General features: G+C 59.5%; 18 protein-coding genes. 9 read left to right on the forward strand and 9 right to left on the reverse strand.

Annotated elements, in window-relative coordinates; all coding sequences use genetic code 11:
• Positions 1-282 precede the first annotated feature (282 nt).
• Complete coding sequence (gene tyrS / locus K7431_RS04610) at positions 283-1482, reverse strand: tyrosine--tRNA ligase (RefSeq protein WP_015886143.1); 1200 nt, start codon at positions 1480-1482, stop codon at positions 283-285.
• 208 nt (positions 1483-1690) lie between these two features.
• Here tyrS and K7431_RS04615 point away from each other — a divergent pair, with 208 nt between their 5' ends.
• Positions 1691-3109: a peptidoglycan DD-metalloendopeptidase family protein gene (locus tag K7431_RS04615; RefSeq protein ID WP_015886144.1), complete on the forward strand. Its 1419-nt coding sequence runs from the start codon at positions 1691-1693 to the stop codon at positions 3107-3109.
• Between the two features lie 3 nt (positions 3110-3112).
• Positions 3113-4204 (forward strand): anhydro-N-acetylmuramic acid kinase, encoded by a 1092-nt coding sequence (locus K7431_RS04620; protein ID WP_015886145.1) that lies wholly within the window; start codon positions 3113-3115, stop codon positions 4202-4204.
• 76 nt (positions 4205-4280) lie between these two features.
• Here K7431_RS04620 and erpA read toward each other — a convergent pair whose 3' ends face one another.
• On the reverse strand, positions 4281-4631 hold the full coding sequence (gene erpA / locus K7431_RS04625; protein WP_003176443.1) for an iron-sulfur cluster insertion protein ErpA: 351 nt from the start codon (positions 4629-4631) through the stop codon (positions 4281-4283).
• 165 nt (positions 4632-4796) lie between these two features.
• On the reverse strand, positions 4797-5831 hold the full coding sequence (argC, locus tag K7431_RS04630) for an N-acetyl-gamma-glutamyl-phosphate reductase (protein ID WP_015886146.1): 1035 nt from the start codon (positions 5829-5831) through the stop codon (positions 4797-4799).
• A gap of 136 nt (positions 5832-5967) precedes the next feature.
• Between argC and hemJ the strand changes: the two genes are divergently transcribed.
• From hemJ to coq7, 6 genes are all read left to right on the forward strand, one after another.
• Complete coding sequence (gene hemJ, locus K7431_RS04635) at positions 5968-6396, forward strand: protoporphyrinogen oxidase HemJ (RefSeq protein WP_015886147.1); 429 nt, start codon at positions 5968-5970, stop codon at positions 6394-6396.
• A 24-nt stretch (positions 6397-6420) separates the two neighbouring features.
• Complete coding sequence (locus K7431_RS04640) at positions 6421-7383, forward strand: NAD(P)H-dependent flavin oxidoreductase (RefSeq protein WP_015886148.1); 963 nt, start codon at positions 6421-6423, stop codon at positions 7381-7383.
• Positions 7384-7451: 68 nt separating this feature from the next.
• The gene (locus K7431_RS04645; RefSeq protein WP_015886149.1) at positions 7452-8414 is read left to right on the forward strand and encodes a DUF805 domain-containing protein; all 963 of its coding nucleotides are present in this window, start codon (positions 7452-7454) and stop codon (positions 8412-8414) included.
• A 63-nt stretch (positions 8415-8477) separates the two neighbouring features.
• Complete coding sequence (locus K7431_RS04650; RefSeq protein WP_015886150.1) at positions 8478-9266, forward strand: SDR family NAD(P)-dependent oxidoreductase; 789 nt, start codon at positions 8478-8480, stop codon at positions 9264-9266.
• Positions 9267-9312: 46 nt separating this feature from the next.
• A complete protein-coding gene (locus K7431_RS04655; RefSeq protein WP_003194682.1) occupies positions 9313-9651 on the forward strand; it encodes a histidine triad nucleotide-binding protein in 339 nt (112 codons plus the stop codon).
• A 117-nt stretch (positions 9652-9768) separates the two neighbouring features.
• Positions 9769-10416: a 2-polyprenyl-3-methyl-6-methoxy-1,4-benzoquinone monooxygenase gene (gene coq7 / locus K7431_RS04660; protein ID WP_015886151.1), complete on the forward strand. Its 648-nt coding sequence runs from the start codon at positions 9769-9771 to the stop codon at positions 10414-10416.
• A gap of 72 nt (positions 10417-10488) precedes the next feature.
• Here the strand turns inward: coq7 and K7431_RS04665 are convergent, their stop codons facing one another.
• Positions 10489-10911: an OsmC family protein gene (locus tag K7431_RS04665; protein ID WP_015886152.1), complete on the reverse strand. Its 423-nt coding sequence runs from the start codon at positions 10909-10911 to the stop codon at positions 10489-10491.
• A gap of 247 nt (positions 10912-11158) precedes the next feature.
• Here K7431_RS04665 and crp point away from each other — a divergent pair, with 247 nt between their 5' ends.
• On the forward strand, positions 11159-11803 hold the full coding sequence (gene crp / locus K7431_RS04670) for a cAMP-activated global transcriptional regulator CRP (RefSeq protein WP_015886153.1): 645 nt from the start codon (positions 11159-11161) through the stop codon (positions 11801-11803).
• On the opposite strand, the gene K7431_RS04675 is transcribed toward crp, so the two are convergent.
• The 5 genes from K7431_RS04675 to trpE form a co-directional block, all read right to left on the reverse strand.
• Positions 11800-12495, reverse strand: a complete 696-nt coding sequence (locus K7431_RS04675) for a lipoate--protein ligase family protein (protein ID WP_015886154.1) — start codon at positions 12493-12495, stop codon at positions 11800-11802. The genes crp and K7431_RS04675 overlap by 4 nt on opposite strands.
• 161 nt (positions 12496-12656) lie before the next feature.
• On the reverse strand, positions 12657-13493 hold the full coding sequence (gene trpC / locus K7431_RS04680) for an indole-3-glycerol phosphate synthase TrpC (RefSeq protein WP_015886155.1): 837 nt from the start codon (positions 13491-13493) through the stop codon (positions 12657-12659).
• Entirely contained in the window at positions 13490-14539 is a 1050-nt protein-coding gene (gene trpD / locus K7431_RS04685) for an anthranilate phosphoribosyltransferase (RefSeq protein WP_015886156.1), read from the reverse strand. Before trpD ends, trpC begins: the two co-directional genes overlap by 4 nt.
• A 9-nt stretch (positions 14540-14548) precedes the next feature.
• Positions 14549-15142 carry an aminodeoxychorismate/anthranilate synthase component II gene (locus tag K7431_RS04690; protein ID WP_015886157.1) on the reverse strand — a complete coding sequence of 198 codons (594 nt, stop codon included), beginning with the start codon at positions 15140-15142 and terminating at the stop codon, positions 14549-14551.
• A 10-nt stretch (positions 15143-15152) separates the two neighbouring features.
• A complete protein-coding gene (gene trpE, locus K7431_RS04695; protein ID WP_015886158.1) occupies positions 15153-16634 on the reverse strand; it encodes an anthranilate synthase component I in 1482 nt (493 codons plus the stop codon).
• Positions 16635-16651: the final 17 nt, after the last annotated feature.

Raw genomic sequence — 16651 nt, forward strand, 5'->3', positions numbered from 1 at the left:
CACTTGCGCTTCCGATCTCTCGTTAGCGGGAGGCGAATTCTACAGCGTTACACGCTGCTGTCAACACCTCTTTTTCTCCGCTTTCGACCGAGAGGATCGAAACGTTAATAGAGCCAAACAACACTGCTCTACCAACTCCTTCTGGGCTTCGATGAACTGAAGCAACTCGCTGTCGAACTCTGCGTAACTCTTTGTTTACCAAGGAGTTTTCCGTTTCGACTGCGCCGGAAGTGGGGCGAATTATAGACAGATATAATTCGCCGTCAACACTTAATTTCAGGTTTATTCGGATTTGAGCGTAATACGCGCAAATGCCTTCTTCCCCGCCTGGCATACGTGGGTGCTACCCAGCTCGCATATAAAGGTACGATCTACGACCTCACCATCTACACGCACACCACCCGAACCCAACAGGTCACGCGCAACCGCCGAGTTCTTCACCAAACCTGCTTTATTAAGGACGGCAGCGATTGGCATCGCTTCGGCAGCAGACAGCTCGATCTCCGGCAGATCATCCGGCAGCTCGCCGTCCTTCATGCGATTGCCCGCAGCACGATGAGCATTAGCCGCTGCTTCGTCACCATGGAAGCGCGCAACAATCTCTTCCGCCAGCTTGATCTTCACGTCACGCGGATTGGCGCCTGCCTCTACATCAGCACGCAGCGCATTGATCTCATCCATCGAGCGGAAACTCAGCAACTCGAAGTAACGCCACATCAACGCATCAGGAATCGAAACCAGCTTGCCGTACATGACGCCCGGGGCTTCCTGGATACCAACATAGTTACCCAGAGACTTGGACATCTTCTTGACGCCATCCAACCCCTCCAGCAACGGCATAGTCAGAATGCACTGGGCCTCCTGTCCATACGCACGCTGCAGCTCACGCCCCATCAGCAGGTTGAACTTCTGATCGGTGCCGCCGAGCTCAACATCCGCACGCAACGCCACCGAGTCGTAGCCCTGAACCAGCGGATAGAGGAACTCATGAATGGCGATCGGCTGATTGGTAGAGTAGCGCTTGTCGAAGTCATCACGCTCAAGCATGCGTGCGACGGTGTACTGGGAGGTCAGGCGAATAAAATCCGCCGGCCCCATCTGATCCATCCAAGTGGAGTTGAACGCCACCTCGGTCTTGGCCGGATCAAGGATCTTGAATACCTGCGTCTTGTAGGTCTCGGCGTTATCGAGAACCTGCTCGCGAGTCAGCGGAGGGCGCGTGGCACTCTTGCCGCTCGGATCGCCGATCATCCCGGTGAAATCACCTATAAGGAAGATGACCTGATGCCCCAGCTCCTGGAACTGGCGCAGCTTATTAATAAGCACGGTATGGCCCAGGTGCAAATCCGGCGCAGTCGGATCAAAGCCAGCCTTAATACGCAGGGGTTGGCCACGCTTGAGCTTTTCGATCAGCTCGGCCTCGACCAACAGTTCTTCCGCACCACGTTTTATCAGCGCTAGCTGCTCTTCAACCGACTTCATAACAGACCCGCAAGGCTCAGATTCAAAAGGGAACCAACCATACAAGATCAGGGACTAATTACAAGTTTTGCCCTGCGAACGGACACCGTTCAGCAAGCCCAGCGTTCGCGAGCTTGCGCCACAGATGATTTGGTTATATTTTATACAGTTATTTCATCTTCATCATGTCATTCATCTTTTCCATTTCATCTTCAAAGTCAAATTACCTATGACCACTGAACCGTCTAAAGCGCCGCCGCTTTACCCGAAGACCCACCTGCTCGCCGCAAGTGGTATCGCCGCCCTTCTCAGCCTGGCACTCCTGGTATTCCCTTCCAGTGAAGTAGAAGCCAAACGAACATCCCTGAGCCTTGACTTGGAAAGTCCGGTTGAACAACTGACACAAGATCAAGACGCTTCCGACGCACAACAAGCCACAAATGCTCAAGTGGACTCACCGTTCGCCCAGATAGAAAATAGCCCGGAAGACACACAGCAAGCCGCTCAGACTAAGGCCGCGCTGACTGTAGACACAGCCAAGAATCCCCAGCACCGCGAAGTCATCGTTGGCAAGGGCGATACGCTCTCGACGCTATTCGAGAAAGTCGGCCTCCCCGCAGCCACCGTCAACGAAGTACTCGCCAGCGACAAACAAGCCAAGCAGTTCACCCAGCTCAAACGCGGTCAAAAGCTGGAATTCGAACTGACACCCGACGGACAGCTCAACAACCTGCACAGCAATGTCAGCGACCTCGAAAGCATCACTCTGACTAAAGGCGCCAAAGGCTTTGCCTTCAACCGCGTCACCACCAAGCCGGTGATGCGCTCCGCCTATGTACACGGCGTAATCAACAGCTCGCTGTCGCAATCCGCGGCCCGCGCCGGCCTGTCCCACAGTATGACCATGGACATGGCCAGCGTGTTCGGCTACGACATCGACTTCGCCCAGGACATCCGCCAAGGCGACGAATTCGATGTGATCTATGAGCAGAAAGTCGCGAATGGCAAAGTGGTCGGCACCGGTAATATTCTCTCCGCACGCTTTACCAACCGTGGCAAGACCTACACCGCCGTGCGCTACACCAACAAACAAGGCAACAGCAGCTACTACACCGCCGACGGCAATAGCATGCGCAAAGCCTTCATCCGCACGCCGGTAGACTTCGCTCGCATTAGCTCGCGTTTCTCCATGGGTCGCAAGCATCCAATTCTGAACAAAATCCGCGCCCACAAAGGCGTCGACTACGCTGCCCCGCGCGGCACGCCAATCAAGGCGGCCGGCGACGGTAAAGTGCTATTGGCCGGACGCCGTGGTGGTTACGGTAATACCGTGATCATCCAGCACGGGAACACCTACCGCACCCTGTATGGCCACATGCAAGGCTTCGCCAAGGGCGTGCAAACCGGCGGCACCGTCAAGCAAGGCCAGGTGATCGGCTACATCGGCACTACCGGCCTGTCCACCGGCCCGCACTTGCACTACGAATTCCAGGTTAATGGGGTGCACGTCGACCCGCTGGGCCAAAAACTGCCAATGGCCGATCCGATCGCCAAGGCCGAGCGCGCTCGATTCATGCAACAGAGCCAGCCGTTGATGGCGCGCATGGACCAAGAGCGCTCCACCCTGCTGGCTTCGGCGAAGCGTTAAGGTATGTCGCTCTATATAGGCGTGATGTCCGGGACCAGTCTCGATGGCCTGGACATCGCTTTGATCGAACAGGCCCCGGCGATCAAACTGATCGCCACGCACTACCTCCCCATGCCGGATACCCTGCGCACCGAGCTGCTCGCCCTGTGCGCCAGCGGCCCGGATGAGATCGCCCGCTCAGCAATCGCCCAACAGAAATGGGTGAACCTGGCAGCACAGGGCATTCACGCATTACTCGTTCAGCAACACCTCAAGCCCCAGGACATCCGCGCGATCGGCAGCCATGGCCAGACCATCCGCCATGAACCCGCCCGGGGCTTTACCGTGCAGATCGGCAATCCGGCCTTGCTCACCGAGCTGACCAACATCACCGTGGTCAGCGACTTCCGCAGCCGCGATGTCGCCGCCGGCGGCCAGGGCGCCCCGCTGGTCCCGGCATTCCATGAAGCACTGTTTGGTGAACGCACCGGCAACCGTGCCGTATTGAATGTGGGCGGTTTCAGCAATCTCAGCCTGATCGAGACCGGTAAACCTGTAGCCGGATTCGATTGCGGCCCAGGCAATGTGCTGTTGGATGCCTGGATTCACCAACAACGCAGCGAGCACTTTGATCGCGATGGTCAGTGGGCTGCCAGCGGCAAGGTTGAGCCCCAACTGCTCAATGCCCTGCTCAGCGATCCATTCTTCGTGGCCAAGGGCCCCAAGAGCACTGGGCGCGAAGTGTTCAACCTGGAATGGCTGCATCAACACCTTGGCCGTCTCCCCGCATTCGAACCTCAAGATGTGCAGGCCACGCTGCTGGAGCTGACCGCGCTCACCATCGTCGAGTCGTTGCAGTCCGCCCAACCCCAGACAGAAACACTGCTGGTGTGTGGCGGTGGCGCTCACAACGCCACGCTGATGAATCGCCTGGCAGCCCTGCTACCGTCAACCCACGTCAGCAGCACCGCCACCTATGGCGTAGACCCCGACTGGGTCGAGGCAATGGCCTTCGCGTGGCTGGCCCATTGCTGCCTCGAAGGCATCGCGGCCAACCGCCCGAGCGTCACCGGCTCACGCGGGCTTCGGGTGCTGGGCGCGATATATCCCGCCTGACCGCCCCCATAATCCGTAGACAGCAAAACGCCGCTTGGCCTATCAAAGCCAAGCGGCGTTTCTGTACTGCTATAGATCAGATCGAGAACGAAGACCCACAACCACAGGTGGTCGTAGCATTAGGGTTCTTGATCACGAAACGTGAACCCTCCAGACCTTCCTGGTAATCCACCTCGGCACCTGCCAAGTACTGGAAACTCATTGGGTCCACGACCAGGCTTACGCCCTCGCGCTCAACGATGGTGTCATCATCGGCCACATCTTCATCGAAGGTAAAACCGTACTGAAACCCTGAACAACCGCCGCCCGTAACGAATACGCGCAGCTTCAAGCGATCATTACCCTCTTCATCGACCAGGCTCTTCACCTTGTGCGCAGCACCGTGGGTGAATTGCAAAGCCGTGGGGGTGAAGGATTCAACGCTCATGCTGATAATCTCCCGGCGTAGCGCCGCCATATGCGTAATGACGGGCATTATCCGCTTCTCCTAGAAAAGCGGTCAACTATTGTTACGGTATATCAATCTGCCTAGCCGCCATCAAAAACACAAAAGGCCCGATCATCGGGCCTTTTGCGCAACCACCTGAAAACCTTAAGGCAGCATGCCCGCGTGGGACAGGCCCAGCTTCTCGTCCAGGCCAAACAGGATGTTCATGTTCTGCACCGCCTGGCCCGACGCGCCCTTGACCAAGTTATCAATCACCGACAACACCACGACCAAGTCGCCATCCTGTGGACGGTGCACCGCAATCCGGCACACGTTGGCGCCGCGCACGCTGCGGGTTTCCGGATGGCTGCCGGCAGGCATTACGTCGACGAACGGTTCGTTGGCATAACGCTTTTCGAACAGCGCCTGCAGGTCTACCGAGCGATCAACCACTGTGGCGTACAACGTGGAATGAATGCCACGGATCATCGGCGTCAGGTGCGGCACGAACGTCAGGCCCACGTCCTGACCGGCGGCACGCCGCAGCCCCTGGCGGATTTCCGGCAAGTGGCGATGCCCTTTTACCGCATAGGCTTTCATGCTTTCCGACGTCTCGGAGTACAGCGAACCCACCGCTGCACCACGACCGGCGCCGCTCACACCGGACTTGCAGTCCGCGATCAAGCGCGAGACATCTGCCAACCCGGCTTCGAGCAACGGCAGGAAGCCCAGCTGTGTGGCCGTTGGATAGCAACCCGGCACCGCGATCAGGCGCGCCTGCTTGATCTGCTCACGATTGACCTCCGGCAGGCCATACACCGCTTCTTCCAACAGCTCTGGCGCACCGTGAGGCTGGCCATACCACTTGGCCCACTCATCAGCATCCTGCAAACGGAAATCCGCCGACAGGTCGATCACCTTGGTACCAGCAGCCAGCAGTTCACCTGCCAATGCATGAGCCACACCATGAGGCGTGGCAAAGAACACCACGTCGCATGCACCCAGGGTGCTGATGTCAGGGACACTGAACGCCAGGCCGTCGTAATGGCCTCGCAGGTTCGGGTACATGTCGGCCACGGCCAGGCCGGCCTCGGATCGGGAGGTGATGACCACCACCTCAGCTTGCGGATGCTGAGCCAACAGACGCAGGAATTCGACACCGGTGTAACCCGTGCCGCCGACGATACCGACCTTGACCATAAACCTGCCCTCAACGAACCCACTGGAAAGCCGTCGATAATAGGGGCCGCATCGTCCTGCGACAACCGTCAACGTGACGTACGGGCGCATGAGCCACTACTATCTTCAGTTACCGTGAACCTGGGAATAACTAAAAATGCTTTATCTATGGGTCAAAGCCTTCCACATCGTCAGCATCGTCTGCTGGTTTGCCGGGCTGTTCTACCTGCCGCGCCTGTTCGTTTACCACGCCCAGAGCGAGGACGCCGTCAGCAAGGAGCGTTTCAGTGTCATGGAGCGTAAGCTGTACCGCGGCATCATGGGCCCGGCGATGCTGGCTTCGCTGGTATTCGGTATCTGGCTGATCGCACTCAACCCCGGCATCTTTCAATCGGGCGCCTGGATCCACGCCAAGTTGACCCTGGTGGTGTTCCTGATCGGCTACCACCATATGTGCGGCGCACAGGTAAAACGTTTTGCCCGTGGCGAAAACACCCGCAGCCATGTCTTTTATCGCTGGTTCAATGAAGTGCCCGTTCTGATATTGCTGGCTATCGTAATTTTGGTCGTGGTCAAACCGTTCTAACTTCAATGACTCGGGGTACCTCCAATGTCGCTGCCCGCTCTGCTTGAACACCGTCTGCGCCTGCCCGTCGTGGCTGCGCCGATGTTCCTTATCTCCAACCCGCAATTGGTCCTGGCGTGCTGCCGCAACGGGGTGGTAGGGAGTTTCCCGGCGCTTAACCAACGCGAAAGCAGCGGGTTCAAGGCCTGGCTGGAAGAAATCGAAGCGGGCCTGGCACAACTGGATAATCCCGCGCCCTACGCCGTCAACCTGATCGTGCACAACAGCAACCCGCGCCTGGAGGCGGACCTGGCGATTTGCGTCGAACACAAAGTGCCGATCGTCATTACCAGTCTGGGCGCCGTGAAGGAGTTGGTGGACGCCGTGCACAGTTACGGTGGCCTGGTGTTCCACGACGTCACCACCCGCCGCCACGCCGAGAAGGCCGCCGAAGCCGGCGTGGATGGCCTGATCGCCGTTGCGGCCGGCGCCGGTGGCCACGCCGGCACCTGGAGCCCTTTCTCGCTGATTGCCGAGATCCGCCAATTCTTCGACAAAACCCTGCTGCTGGCCGGCTGCCTCAACCATGGGCACGAGATTCTCGCCGCCCAGTTGCTCGGCGCAGACTTGGCCTATTTCGGCACGCGGTTCATCGGCACCACCGAAAGCCACGCCCCGGATGCGTATAAAGAGATGCTGCTCACATCGCGCGCCGCCGACATCGTGCACACTCCTGCTGTCTCCGGCGTGCCCGCGAGCTTTATGCGCCAGAGCCTGGAAAACGCCGGTTTCGATCTCGCCGCCCTGCAAGGCAAGGGCGAGGTCAACTTTGGCTCCAAGCTCAAGCCGTTGAGCGACGAGGCCAAGGCGTGGAAGACTGTATGGTCTGCCGGCCAAGGTGTCGGTGAGATTGATGATTTACCCAGCGTCGATGAACTGGTTGCTCGCCTGGATGCCGAATACCGCAAGGCACGCGAACAAGCCGCTCAACTGCGCTGGCCACGCTGACCCAACCGCAAGGCCTGCCAATTACACAGGCCTGCCCTCCTCCCTGAATAAGTGACAAGGAAGCCCGCATGAGCGACAACCGTTTCAAGATTGTGTTTGATGGAGCCTTGCTCCCGGGTGTCGAAAGCACCACGGCCAAACTGAACCTGGCCGAGCTGTTCAAGAGCGAAGTCGAAGCCATCGAGAAGCTCTTCACCGGCCGCACGGTCGCGCTCAAACGCGACCTGTCCCGACCGGACGCCGAAACCTACCTCACTGCGCTGAAAAACGCTGGGGTCGATGCACGTATCGAAGCCGAACAGCCCGTGGCCTTCAGCCTCGCCGAAACCCATGAAACGGATTCCGGCGCTTCCGACTTCTCCCGCCCGGCCGCCTCCCCCTACGCACCGCCGCGTGCCGCGGTAGGTGAGCACCTGCCGGAATACGCCACCCTCAAGGTTTTCACTATCCACGGGCGTATTGGCCGTCTGCGCTACCTGGCCTGGACCCTGGTGTTGACCCTGGCGATGCTGGTTGCGGGTGGCATCATCAGTACCGTGAGCTTTGCCGTGGCCACCGCATCGCCGACGGCAGGCACTATCCTCGGGGTACTGCTGGGTCTCGCGCTGTTTGTGGCGCTTGTCTGGGTCAGCGTACAGATCGGTGTGCAGCGCCTGCACGACCTGGGTTGGTCCGGCTGGCTGTACTTCCTCAACCTCGTCCCACTGGTGAACAGCGTTTTCCCGATCCTGTTGCTGGTATTGCCGGGGAACGCGGGCGCCAACCAATATGGCGCACCACCACCCCGCAACTCCACGGCGGTAAAAGTCCTGGCCACGCTGTGGCTGGCGTTTATTCCGATCATGCTGGCCATCGTGGTCACCCTGGGCATGAACGGTTACCTGAACCAACTCGAAGCCAACATGGACAGCGGCTACGAAAGCAGTTCCATCACCTCCGATGAAGACGCTGACCAAAGCGCGACCGTAGAAGAAGACGAAGCGCAGAGTGCTGACGAAGCGGGCGAACCTGTAGACTCTCCAGAACAGTAAAGAAACACCACCGGCCTGCGATGCCTCTGTCGCAGGCTCGGCGGTGTTGCGATGGAGAAAGGCATGACCCGTTACGCTCTGATCACCGGTGCCTCCAGCGGCATCGGCCTGGCCTTGGCCGAAGCACTGGCCCGGCGCGGCCGCAGCTTGATTCTGGTGGCCCGCCAGCGTGATCAGTTGGAAAGCATTGCTATCGAATTGACCCAACGGTTTGGCGTCGAGGTGCTGTTCCGGGCCTGCGACCTGGGCGAGCCACTGCGCTTGTCCGGGTTCCTGCTGGAGCTTGAAGAAGGTGAGCGGCAGATCGACCTGCTGGTCAACTGTGCCGGCATTGGTACCAGCGGGCCGTTCCTGGCCCAGGACTGGATGACCGAACAAGACCTCATGGAGGTCAACATCCTCGCTCTGACCCGCATGTGCCACGCACTTGGCAACACCATGGCGCTGCACGGTGGCGGGCAGATTCTCAATGTGGCGTCCATCGCGGCGTTTCAGCCGGGCCCGTGGATGAGCACCTACTACGCCAGCAAGGCCTACGTACTGCACTTTTCCGAAGGCCTGCGCGAAGAGTTGAAAACCTGCGGCATCAAGGTCTCGGTCCTTTGCCCCGGCCCGACCCGCACCGCGTTCTTCGGCACCGCGCAAATGGACACCGCCAAGCTCGACCGCAGCCAACAACTGATGAGCCCCGAAGAAGTGGCGCTCTACACCGTGCGCGCCCTGGAAAAGAACAAAGCCATCATCATTCCCGGCCGACGCAACCGCTGGATAGCCTTCAGCCCGCGCTTCAGCCCTCGCTGGCTGACCCGCAAGATCGCCGGCGCCATCAACAAGGCCTATTGCCCGCGCTGACCGGCTGGGTACACTCACCCTGCATACTCATAATGGAGAAACAGCTGTGGATACTCTGTTCACCAAGATCATCAACAGAGAAATACCCGCGAAGATTATCTACGAAGACGACCAGGTTCTGGCCTTCCACGATATCGCGCCGCAGGCCCCCGTGCATTTCCTGGTCATTCCGAAGAAACCGATCCGGACCTTGAATGACCTGACGGAAGACGATAAAGCCCTTGCCGGCCATATCCTGTTCACCGCCCAGCGCCTGGCCGTTGAACAAGGCTGTGAAAAAGGGTTTCGTGTGGTGATGAACTGCAATGAAGACGGCGGGCAAACCGTTTATCACATCCATATGCATGTGCTGGGTCAGCGCCAGATGAACTGGCCGCCGGGCTGATTCCCCTCGGAACAAGGGTCACGGCCTCAGGCTGCGACCCCATGCCCCTGACTCAGCGCAAACGCTTCCCCCTCTCTTGCGGTAAACTGGCCGCCGAGATTCTTCCCGGAGGTCAGCATGACTACCCAACGTCACTACTCGCCGATTGACCGTCTGTTGCTGCAAGCCGACATGGCCATGCGCACGCTGCTGCCCTTCAGCGGCCAACCGTATCGCCCGTCGCCCGCCATCGTGCAGCCCGACGCACAGATGAGCGAGACCGAGACCCGCCACGTCGCCGGCCTGATGCGCATCAACCATACCGGCGAAGTCTGTGCCCAGGCGCTGTATCAAGGCCAGGCCCTGACCGCCAAGCTGCCGCAGGTTCGCGCAGCCATGGAGCATGCCGCCGAGGAAGAAATCGATCACCTAGCCTGGTGCGAGCAACGCATTCGCCAACTCGGCAGCCACCCGAGCGTGCTGAACCCGCTGTTTTATGGCCTGTCGTTTGGGATCGGTGCCGCTGCCGGCCTGATCAGTGACAAAGTCAGCCTCGGTTTTGTCGCAGCCACCGAACATCAAGTGTGCAAGCACTTGGATGAGCATCTGGAACAACTGCCCGCCGAAGACGAAAAGTCCCGGGCGATTCTTGAGCAGATGCGCATCGATGAAGAACATCACGCCGAAAGCGCGCTGGATGCAGGCGGTTTCCGCTTCCCCGCGCCGGTCAGGTTTGGCATGAGCTTATTGGCCAAGGTCATGACCAAGAGCACCTACCGCATCTAAACGCATCAAATCCGAGCCACAAAAAAAGGGCGCCTCCAAAGCGCCCTTTCTTTTTGCCCGCCGATTGAGCGATCAACCGACCTCGATGATTTCGTAATCATGGGTGATGGCCACACCGGCCGCGCCGAGCATGATGGACGCCGAGCAGTACTTCTCAGCGGACAACTCGATGGCACGCTTGACCTGGGCTTCTTTCAGCGCCCGGCCCTTCACCACGAAATGCATGTGGATCTTGGTAAACACCTTGGGATCTTCAGTGGCACGCTCGGCTTCCAGGAAGGCTTCGCAGCTTTCCACGGCCTGACGGGATTTTTTCAGGATGCTGACCACGTCGAAATTGCTGCAACCGCCCACGCCAAGCAGGAGCATTTCCATCGGGCGTACGCCCAGGTTACGGCCACCGGCTTCCGGCGGGCCATCCATGACCACCACATGGCCACTGCCCGACTCACCGAGGAACATGGCTTCGCCCGCCCATTGGATGCGTGCCTTCATCGCCCAGACTCCACTGCTAAAAAAGGGTCGCCAGCTTAGCACAGCGCTCGCTGGCGTCAGCGTTTGCGACAAAAGTGATCAATTGCAGGGGCTACGCGGAAAAATTGCCTAATCGAGACAGAATGTGTCTGTTAAGCTGGCGCCAAATCGATGGCGTATTGCCACCCTTTATACAGCGTGTATCAATGCCGATACCGATGAATACAACAACTCCAACTACCTCGCGCAGTCTTTTCGGGATACAACCATGGTTGCTCTTACTCCCATACCCAAGATCAAGAATCTCGACAAACTGCTGATGCATTGCCAGCGCCGTCGCCACCCGGCCAAGCATAACATCATCTGCGCCGGCGAACGTTCCGATACGCTGTACTTCATTATCAAAGGCTCGGTCACCATCCTGATTGAGGATGAAGACGGCCGTGAAATGATCATCGCCTACCTGAACACCGGGGACTTCTTTGGGGAACTGGGGCTGTTCGAACAAGCCGGCAAGGAACAGGAACGCAGCGCCTGGGTGCGGGCCAAGGTCGAGTGCGAAGTGGCCGAGATCAGCTATGCCAAATTCCGCGAGCTGGCCCAGCAGGATCCCGACATCCTCTACGCCCTCAGCGGCCAGATTGCCCAGCGGCTGCGCGACACCACGCGCAAGGTCGGCGACCTGGCATTCTTTGACGTCACCGGCCGCGTCGCCCGCTGCCTCTTGGACTTGTGCAAGCAACCTGACGCCATGACCCACCCCGATGGCATGCAGATCAAGGTCACACGCCAGGAAATCGGGCGCATTGTCGGCTGTTCACGGGAGATGGTCGGCCGCGTGCTCAAAGACTTGGAAGAACGCAACCTGGTGCACGTCAAAGGCAAGACGATGGTGGTGTTCGGTACCCGTTAAACCGGCAGGAAGCTGGCCAACATTTGACGGTACAAGGTATCCAGCCGGCTGATCGCATCCGGCGCCGGGAAGGCTTCGTGCAGGGCGATATGGCTGTCGGCACGCACCCGCTGGTCGAGACCGCAGGCCTCATTGAAGCGGTTGACCGCCGCAATCAGCGCTTCGCGATCGTTATCCAACAACAAAGCCCCGTGCACCAGCCCCACCGGGCGGCCACCACTTTGTCGCCAACGTTGAGCCGTACCGACCATTTTGCGGCCATCGAGGTTGACGTTGTAGCGACCGTCGCAAAACGCGCCATCGATCTCGCCGACGGAGGCATCGCCCCCCAGCTCAATCAAAAAATCGCAGATGGGCTGACACAGCCGCTGGTAACCGGTTTCGATGCGCCCCTGATCGCCTTCGCTGCGCGGCGGGGCGTAGACCAGGGCGATGTTGACCGTGGCACTCGATTGCGGCACTGGCTCACCGCCGGTTTCACGCAGCAATACCGGCCAGCCGGCGTCGGATGATACCTGGCTGGCGGTTTCGAACGCCGGCAGCCGACTCAGACGACGCGGCATCACCAACGCTTGATCACTGGGTTGCCAGAACAGCAGGCCGAATTCCTGCTCGCCGGCGCACACAGCCGCCAGCAGCGCCTGCTCGGCAGCCAGGCCCGCTTCAACCGTCATCGACACCGGCTTAACCATCAAACACTTACCTATCTGAATAAACACAAAACCCAATGTGAAGGGGGCTTGCCCCCGATAGCTTTAGATCAGTCAGTACAGGTATTGACTGACACCCCGCTATCGGGAGCAAGCCCCCTCTCACATGCTCGATTGCATTTCAAATCTTGACCGTGTTCAAGTCAGTCTAATGTCGAACCACTGACCGCCACGCCACGCTCCGGGAAGAACAAGCGCTGCAGCTCCGCCCCCGGGTTTTCAGCGCGCATGAAGGTCTCGCCCACCAGGAACGAATACACGCCGCTGATTTCCATCAGTTCCACATCGGCACGGTTGACGATGCCACTCTCGGTAATCACCAGACGGTCACGCGGAATACGCGGCAGCAGGTCGAGGGTGTTTTCCAGGCTGACTTCGAAGGTGTGCAGGTTACGGTTGTTGACCCCCACCAGCGGTGTGTCGAGGGTTTTCAGGGCGCGTTCCAGCTCATCGCCATCGTGCACCTCCACCAGTACGTCCAGGCCGACGCTTTTGGCGACGGCAGCCAGTTCGGCCATCTTCACGTCATCCAACGCGGAAACGATCAACAGCACGCAGTCGGCGCCCAGGGCACGGGCTTCGACGATCTGGTAGGGGTCAACCATGAAATCCTTGCGGATCACCGGCAACTTGCACGCAGCGCGGGCTTGCTGCAGGAACAGGTCGGAACCCTGGAAGTAGTCGATATCGGTCAGCACCGAGAGGCAGGTCGCCCCGCCCTTCTCATAGCTCTTGGCAATGTCTTCAGGAATGAAGATCTCGCGAATCACACCTTTGCTCGGAGAAGCTTTCTTGACCTCGGCAATGACCGCAGGCTGCTTGAGCTTGGCCTGGGCGATCAAGGCATTGGCAAAGCCACGCGGTGCATCAGCGACCTTCGCCTGGGCTTCAAGCTCGGCCAGGCTGACACGGGCGCGACGCTCGGCGACTTCTTCAGCTTTGCGGGCCAGGATTTTTTCCAGAACGGTCGGCACACTCATCCTTCATTCTCCATCTTGAATACTGCGGTGAATGCCCCGAGTTCTTCGAGCTTCTCGCGAGCCAGACCGGTGTGCAGTGCATCGTGGGCCAAGGCGACACCTTCCTTAAGACTATAGGCATGGTCCGCCGCATAAAGTGCCGCGCCAGCATTCAGAACAATCATCTCAGCAGCTTTTTGGCCGTTCTCGGTCTTGCGACGCCCCAACGCATCGCGAATCAACTCCAGGGACGCCGCCGGGCTTTCCACCGCCAAGCCATGCAGGCTCTGGCTCTTCATACCCAAATCTTCCGGCTCGACCCAGTATTCGGTGATTTGGTCGTTCTTCAGTTCCGCCACGAACGTCGGTGCCGCCAGGCTGAACTCGTCCAAGCCGTCTTTGGAATGCACCACCAGCACATGCTTGCTGCCCATGCGCTGCAGCACTTCGGCCAAAGGCCGGCACAGCGCCTGGCTGAACACGCCCACCACCTGGTGCTTCACACCGGCCGGATTCGTAAGCGGGCCGAGCATGTTGAACAGGGTGCGCAGGCCGAGGTCTTTGCGCGGGCCGGCAGCATGCTTCATTGCACCATGATGGGATTGGGCAAACATGAAGCCGATGCCGACGTTATCAATACAACGCGCCACTTGAACCGGGGTCAGGTTCAGGTAGATGCCCGCCGCTTCGAGCAAATCGGCACTGCCGCTCTTGCCAGACACCGCACGGTTACCGTGCTTGGCCACGGTGCAACCCGCCGCCGCAACAACAAAAGACGACGCCGTCGAGACGTTGAAGATGTTCGCACCGTCACCGCCGGTGCCGACCACGTCGACCACGCCGTCGAGGGTCTTGAGCTCAACCTTGTCCGCCAGCTCGCGCATGACCGATACCGCGCCGACGATCTCGTCGATGCTCTCGCTCTTCATGCGCATCGCCATCATGAACGCGCCGATCTGCGCATCGGTGCACTGACCGGTCATGATTTCGCGCATCACATCGCTCATTTCAGCGGTGCTCAGGTCCAGATGGCCGACGATACGGCTCAGGGCAGTCTTGATATCCATGGAAAGTCCTTAGCGCGTGCCGCCGCTCTGCTTGAGAAAGTTGGCGAACAGCTCGTAGCCCTGCTCGGTCAGGATCGACTCAGGGTGAAATTGCACCCCTTCGATATTCAGTGTCTTGTGGCGCAGGCCCATGATCTCATCGACCGAGCCGTCTTCCAGCTGTGTCCAAGCGGTAAGTTCCAGGCACTCCGGCAAGGTTTCGCGCTTGACCACCAGCGAGTGGTAGCGGGTCACCGTCACCGGCAAGTTGAGGCCATGAAACACGCCTAGATCATGATGGAACACCGGGCTGGTCTTGCCGTGCATCACCTGGCGCGCCCGCACCACGTCACCGCCAAAGGCCTGGCCGATGGACTGGTGGCCCAGGCATACGCCCAGGATCGGCAGCTTGCCGGCGAAATACTTGATCGCCTCCAGCGAGACACCCGCCTCGGTCGGCGTGCACGGGCCTGGCGAAACCACGATGCGCTCCGGGTTCAGGGCAGCGATCTCGGCCACGGTCAGTTCATCGTTGCGCACCACCTTGACCTCGGCACCCAACTCGCCCAGGTACTGCACAACGTTGTAAGTAAAGGAATCGTAGTTATCAATCATCAGCAACATGGGGGAAACCTCAAGAATTGGGGGTCTGTTCAGCCAGCGCAACGGCGCGGAACATCGCGCGGCGCTTGTTCAGGGTTTCTTCCCATTCGAGGGCCGGCACCGAGTCGGCGACAATCCCGCCACCGGCCTGCACATGCAGCTCCCCGTCCTTGATCACGGCCGTGCGGATCGCAATGGCCGTGTCCATGTTGCCGTTCCAGGCGAAATAGCCCACGGCACCGCCGTAGACACCGCGCTTGACCGGCTCCAGCTCGTCGATGATTTCCATCGCACGGATCTTCGGCGCACCCGACAAGGTGCCCGCCGGCAGAATCGCGCGCAGCGCGTCCATCGCCGTCAAGCCGGCTTTCAGCTCGCCGGTGACGTTGGACACAATGTGCATCACGTTGGAATACCGCTCGATCACCATCTTTTCGGTGAGTTTCACCGAACCGATTTCCGAGACACGCCCGGTATCGTTACGACCCAGGTCGATGAGCATCAGGTGCTCGGCGATTTCCTTGTCGTCGCTCAACAGGTCCTTTTCCAGCGCCAGGTCGGCCTCTTCGGTCGCACCCCGTGGGCGAGTACCGGCGATCGGGCGCACGGTGATCAGGTTGTCTTCGACGCGCACCAGCACTTCCGGCGAACTGCCCACCACGTGGAAGTCACCAAAGTTGAAGAAGTACATGTACGGCGTCGGGTTGAAGCAGCGCAATGCGCGATACAGATCGATCGGCGCGGCCTTGAAGTCGATGGACATGCGTTGCGACGGCACCACCTGCATGCAGTCACCGGCGAGGATGTATTCCTTGATGGTGTCGACCGCACGCTCGTAGTCATCCTGGGTAAAGCTGGAGCGGAACACCGGGTCGGCCGCCGGCGGACGGCTGAGGTCCAGGCCGCGACGCGGGGTGATCGGCTGGCGCAGTTTTTCCATGAGGGCTTCGAGGCTGGCCAGGCCTTGCTCGAACGCGTCGACCTGGGACGGGTCAGCGAGCACAATCGCGTGCATCTTCCCGGCGAGGTTGTCGAACACCACCACCGCATCGGAGACCATCAACAGAATGTCCGGCACCCCCAGCGGATCCGGGTTCGGGCATTTGCCCAGGCGTTTTTCCACGTAGCGCACGCAGTCGTAGCCGAAGTAACCCACCAGGCCGCCGTTGAAGCGTGGCAGCCCAGCAATGGTCGGCACGTTGTAGCGCGCCTTGAACGCCTCGACGAACGCCAACGGGTCTTCGACATCGTGGCTTTCGATCTCGACGCCATCATGGCTAATGCTCACATGATGGTCATGTACCCGCAGCACCGTGCGGCACGGCAGGCCGATGATCGAGTAACGGCCCCACTTCTCGCCGCCCTGGACCGACTCGAGCAGGTAGGAGTTGGGCTCGTCGGCCAGTTTCAGGTAGATCGACAACGGGGTGTCGAAGTCGGCCAGGGTTTCACAGGCCAGGGGGATACGGTTATAGCCGGCAGCGGCCAAACGCAGGAATTCTTCGCGGGTCATGATATGCCTCGTGGCTT

It is taken from the genome of Pseudomonas fluorescens group sp., from assembly GCF_020093335.1.
Lineage (GTDB): Bacteria > Pseudomonadota > Gammaproteobacteria > Pseudomonadales > Pseudomonadaceae > Aquipseudomonas > Aquipseudomonas petroselini.

Excerpts from the sequence above, each read along its gene's own strand:
- tyrS (WP_015886143.1), bottom strand. The coding sequence starts at position 1,482 with ATGAAGTCGGTTGAAGAGCAGCTAGCGCTGATAAAACGTGGTGCGGAA.
- K7431_RS04615 (WP_015886144.1), top strand. The coding sequence starts at position 1,691 with ATGACCACTGAACCGTCTAAAGCGCCGCCGCTTTACCCGAAGACCCAC.
- K7431_RS04620 (WP_015886145.1), top strand. The coding sequence starts at position 3,113 with ATGTCGCTCTATATAGGCGTGATGTCCGGGACCAGTCTCGATGGCCTG.
- erpA (WP_003176443.1), bottom strand. The coding sequence starts at position 4,631 with ATGAGCGTTGAATCCTTCACCCCCACGGCTTTGCAATTCACCCACGGT.
- argC (WP_015886146.1), bottom strand. The coding sequence starts at position 5,831 with ATGGTCAAGGTCGGTATCGTCGGCGGCACGGGTTACACCGGTGTCGAA.
- hemJ (WP_015886147.1), top strand. The coding sequence starts at position 5,968 with ATGCTTTATCTATGGGTCAAAGCCTTCCACATCGTCAGCATCGTCTGC.
- K7431_RS04640 (WP_015886148.1), top strand. The coding sequence starts at position 6,421 with ATGTCGCTGCCCGCTCTGCTTGAACACCGTCTGCGCCTGCCCGTCGTG.
- K7431_RS04645 (WP_015886149.1), top strand. The coding sequence starts at position 7,452 with ATGAGCGACAACCGTTTCAAGATTGTGTTTGATGGAGCCTTGCTCCCG.
- K7431_RS04650 (WP_015886150.1), top strand. The coding sequence starts at position 8,478 with ATGACCCGTTACGCTCTGATCACCGGTGCCTCCAGCGGCATCGGCCTG.
- coq7 (WP_015886151.1), top strand. The coding sequence starts at position 9,769 with ATGACTACCCAACGTCACTACTCGCCGATTGACCGTCTGTTGCTGCAA.
- K7431_RS04665 (WP_015886152.1), bottom strand. The coding sequence starts at position 10,911 with ATGAAGGCACGCATCCAATGGGCGGGCGAAGCCATGTTCCTCGGTGAG.
- crp (WP_015886153.1), top strand. The coding sequence starts at position 11,159 with ATGGTTGCTCTTACTCCCATACCCAAGATCAAGAATCTCGACAAACTG.
- K7431_RS04675 (WP_015886154.1), bottom strand. The coding sequence starts at position 12,495 with ATGGTTAAGCCGGTGTCGATGACGGTTGAAGCGGGCCTGGCTGCCGAG.
- trpC (WP_015886155.1), bottom strand. The coding sequence starts at position 13,493 with ATGAGTGTGCCGACCGTTCTGGAAAAAATCCTGGCCCGCAAAGCTGAA.
- trpD (WP_015886156.1), bottom strand. The coding sequence starts at position 14,539 with ATGGATATCAAGACTGCCCTGAGCCGTATCGTCGGCCATCTGGACCTG.
- K7431_RS04690 (WP_015886157.1), bottom strand. The coding sequence starts at position 15,142 with ATGTTGCTGATGATTGATAACTACGATTCCTTTACTTACAACGTTGTG.
- trpE (WP_015886158.1), bottom strand. The coding sequence starts at position 16,634 with ATGACCCGCGAAGAATTCCTGCGTTTGGCCGCTGCCGGCTATAACCGT.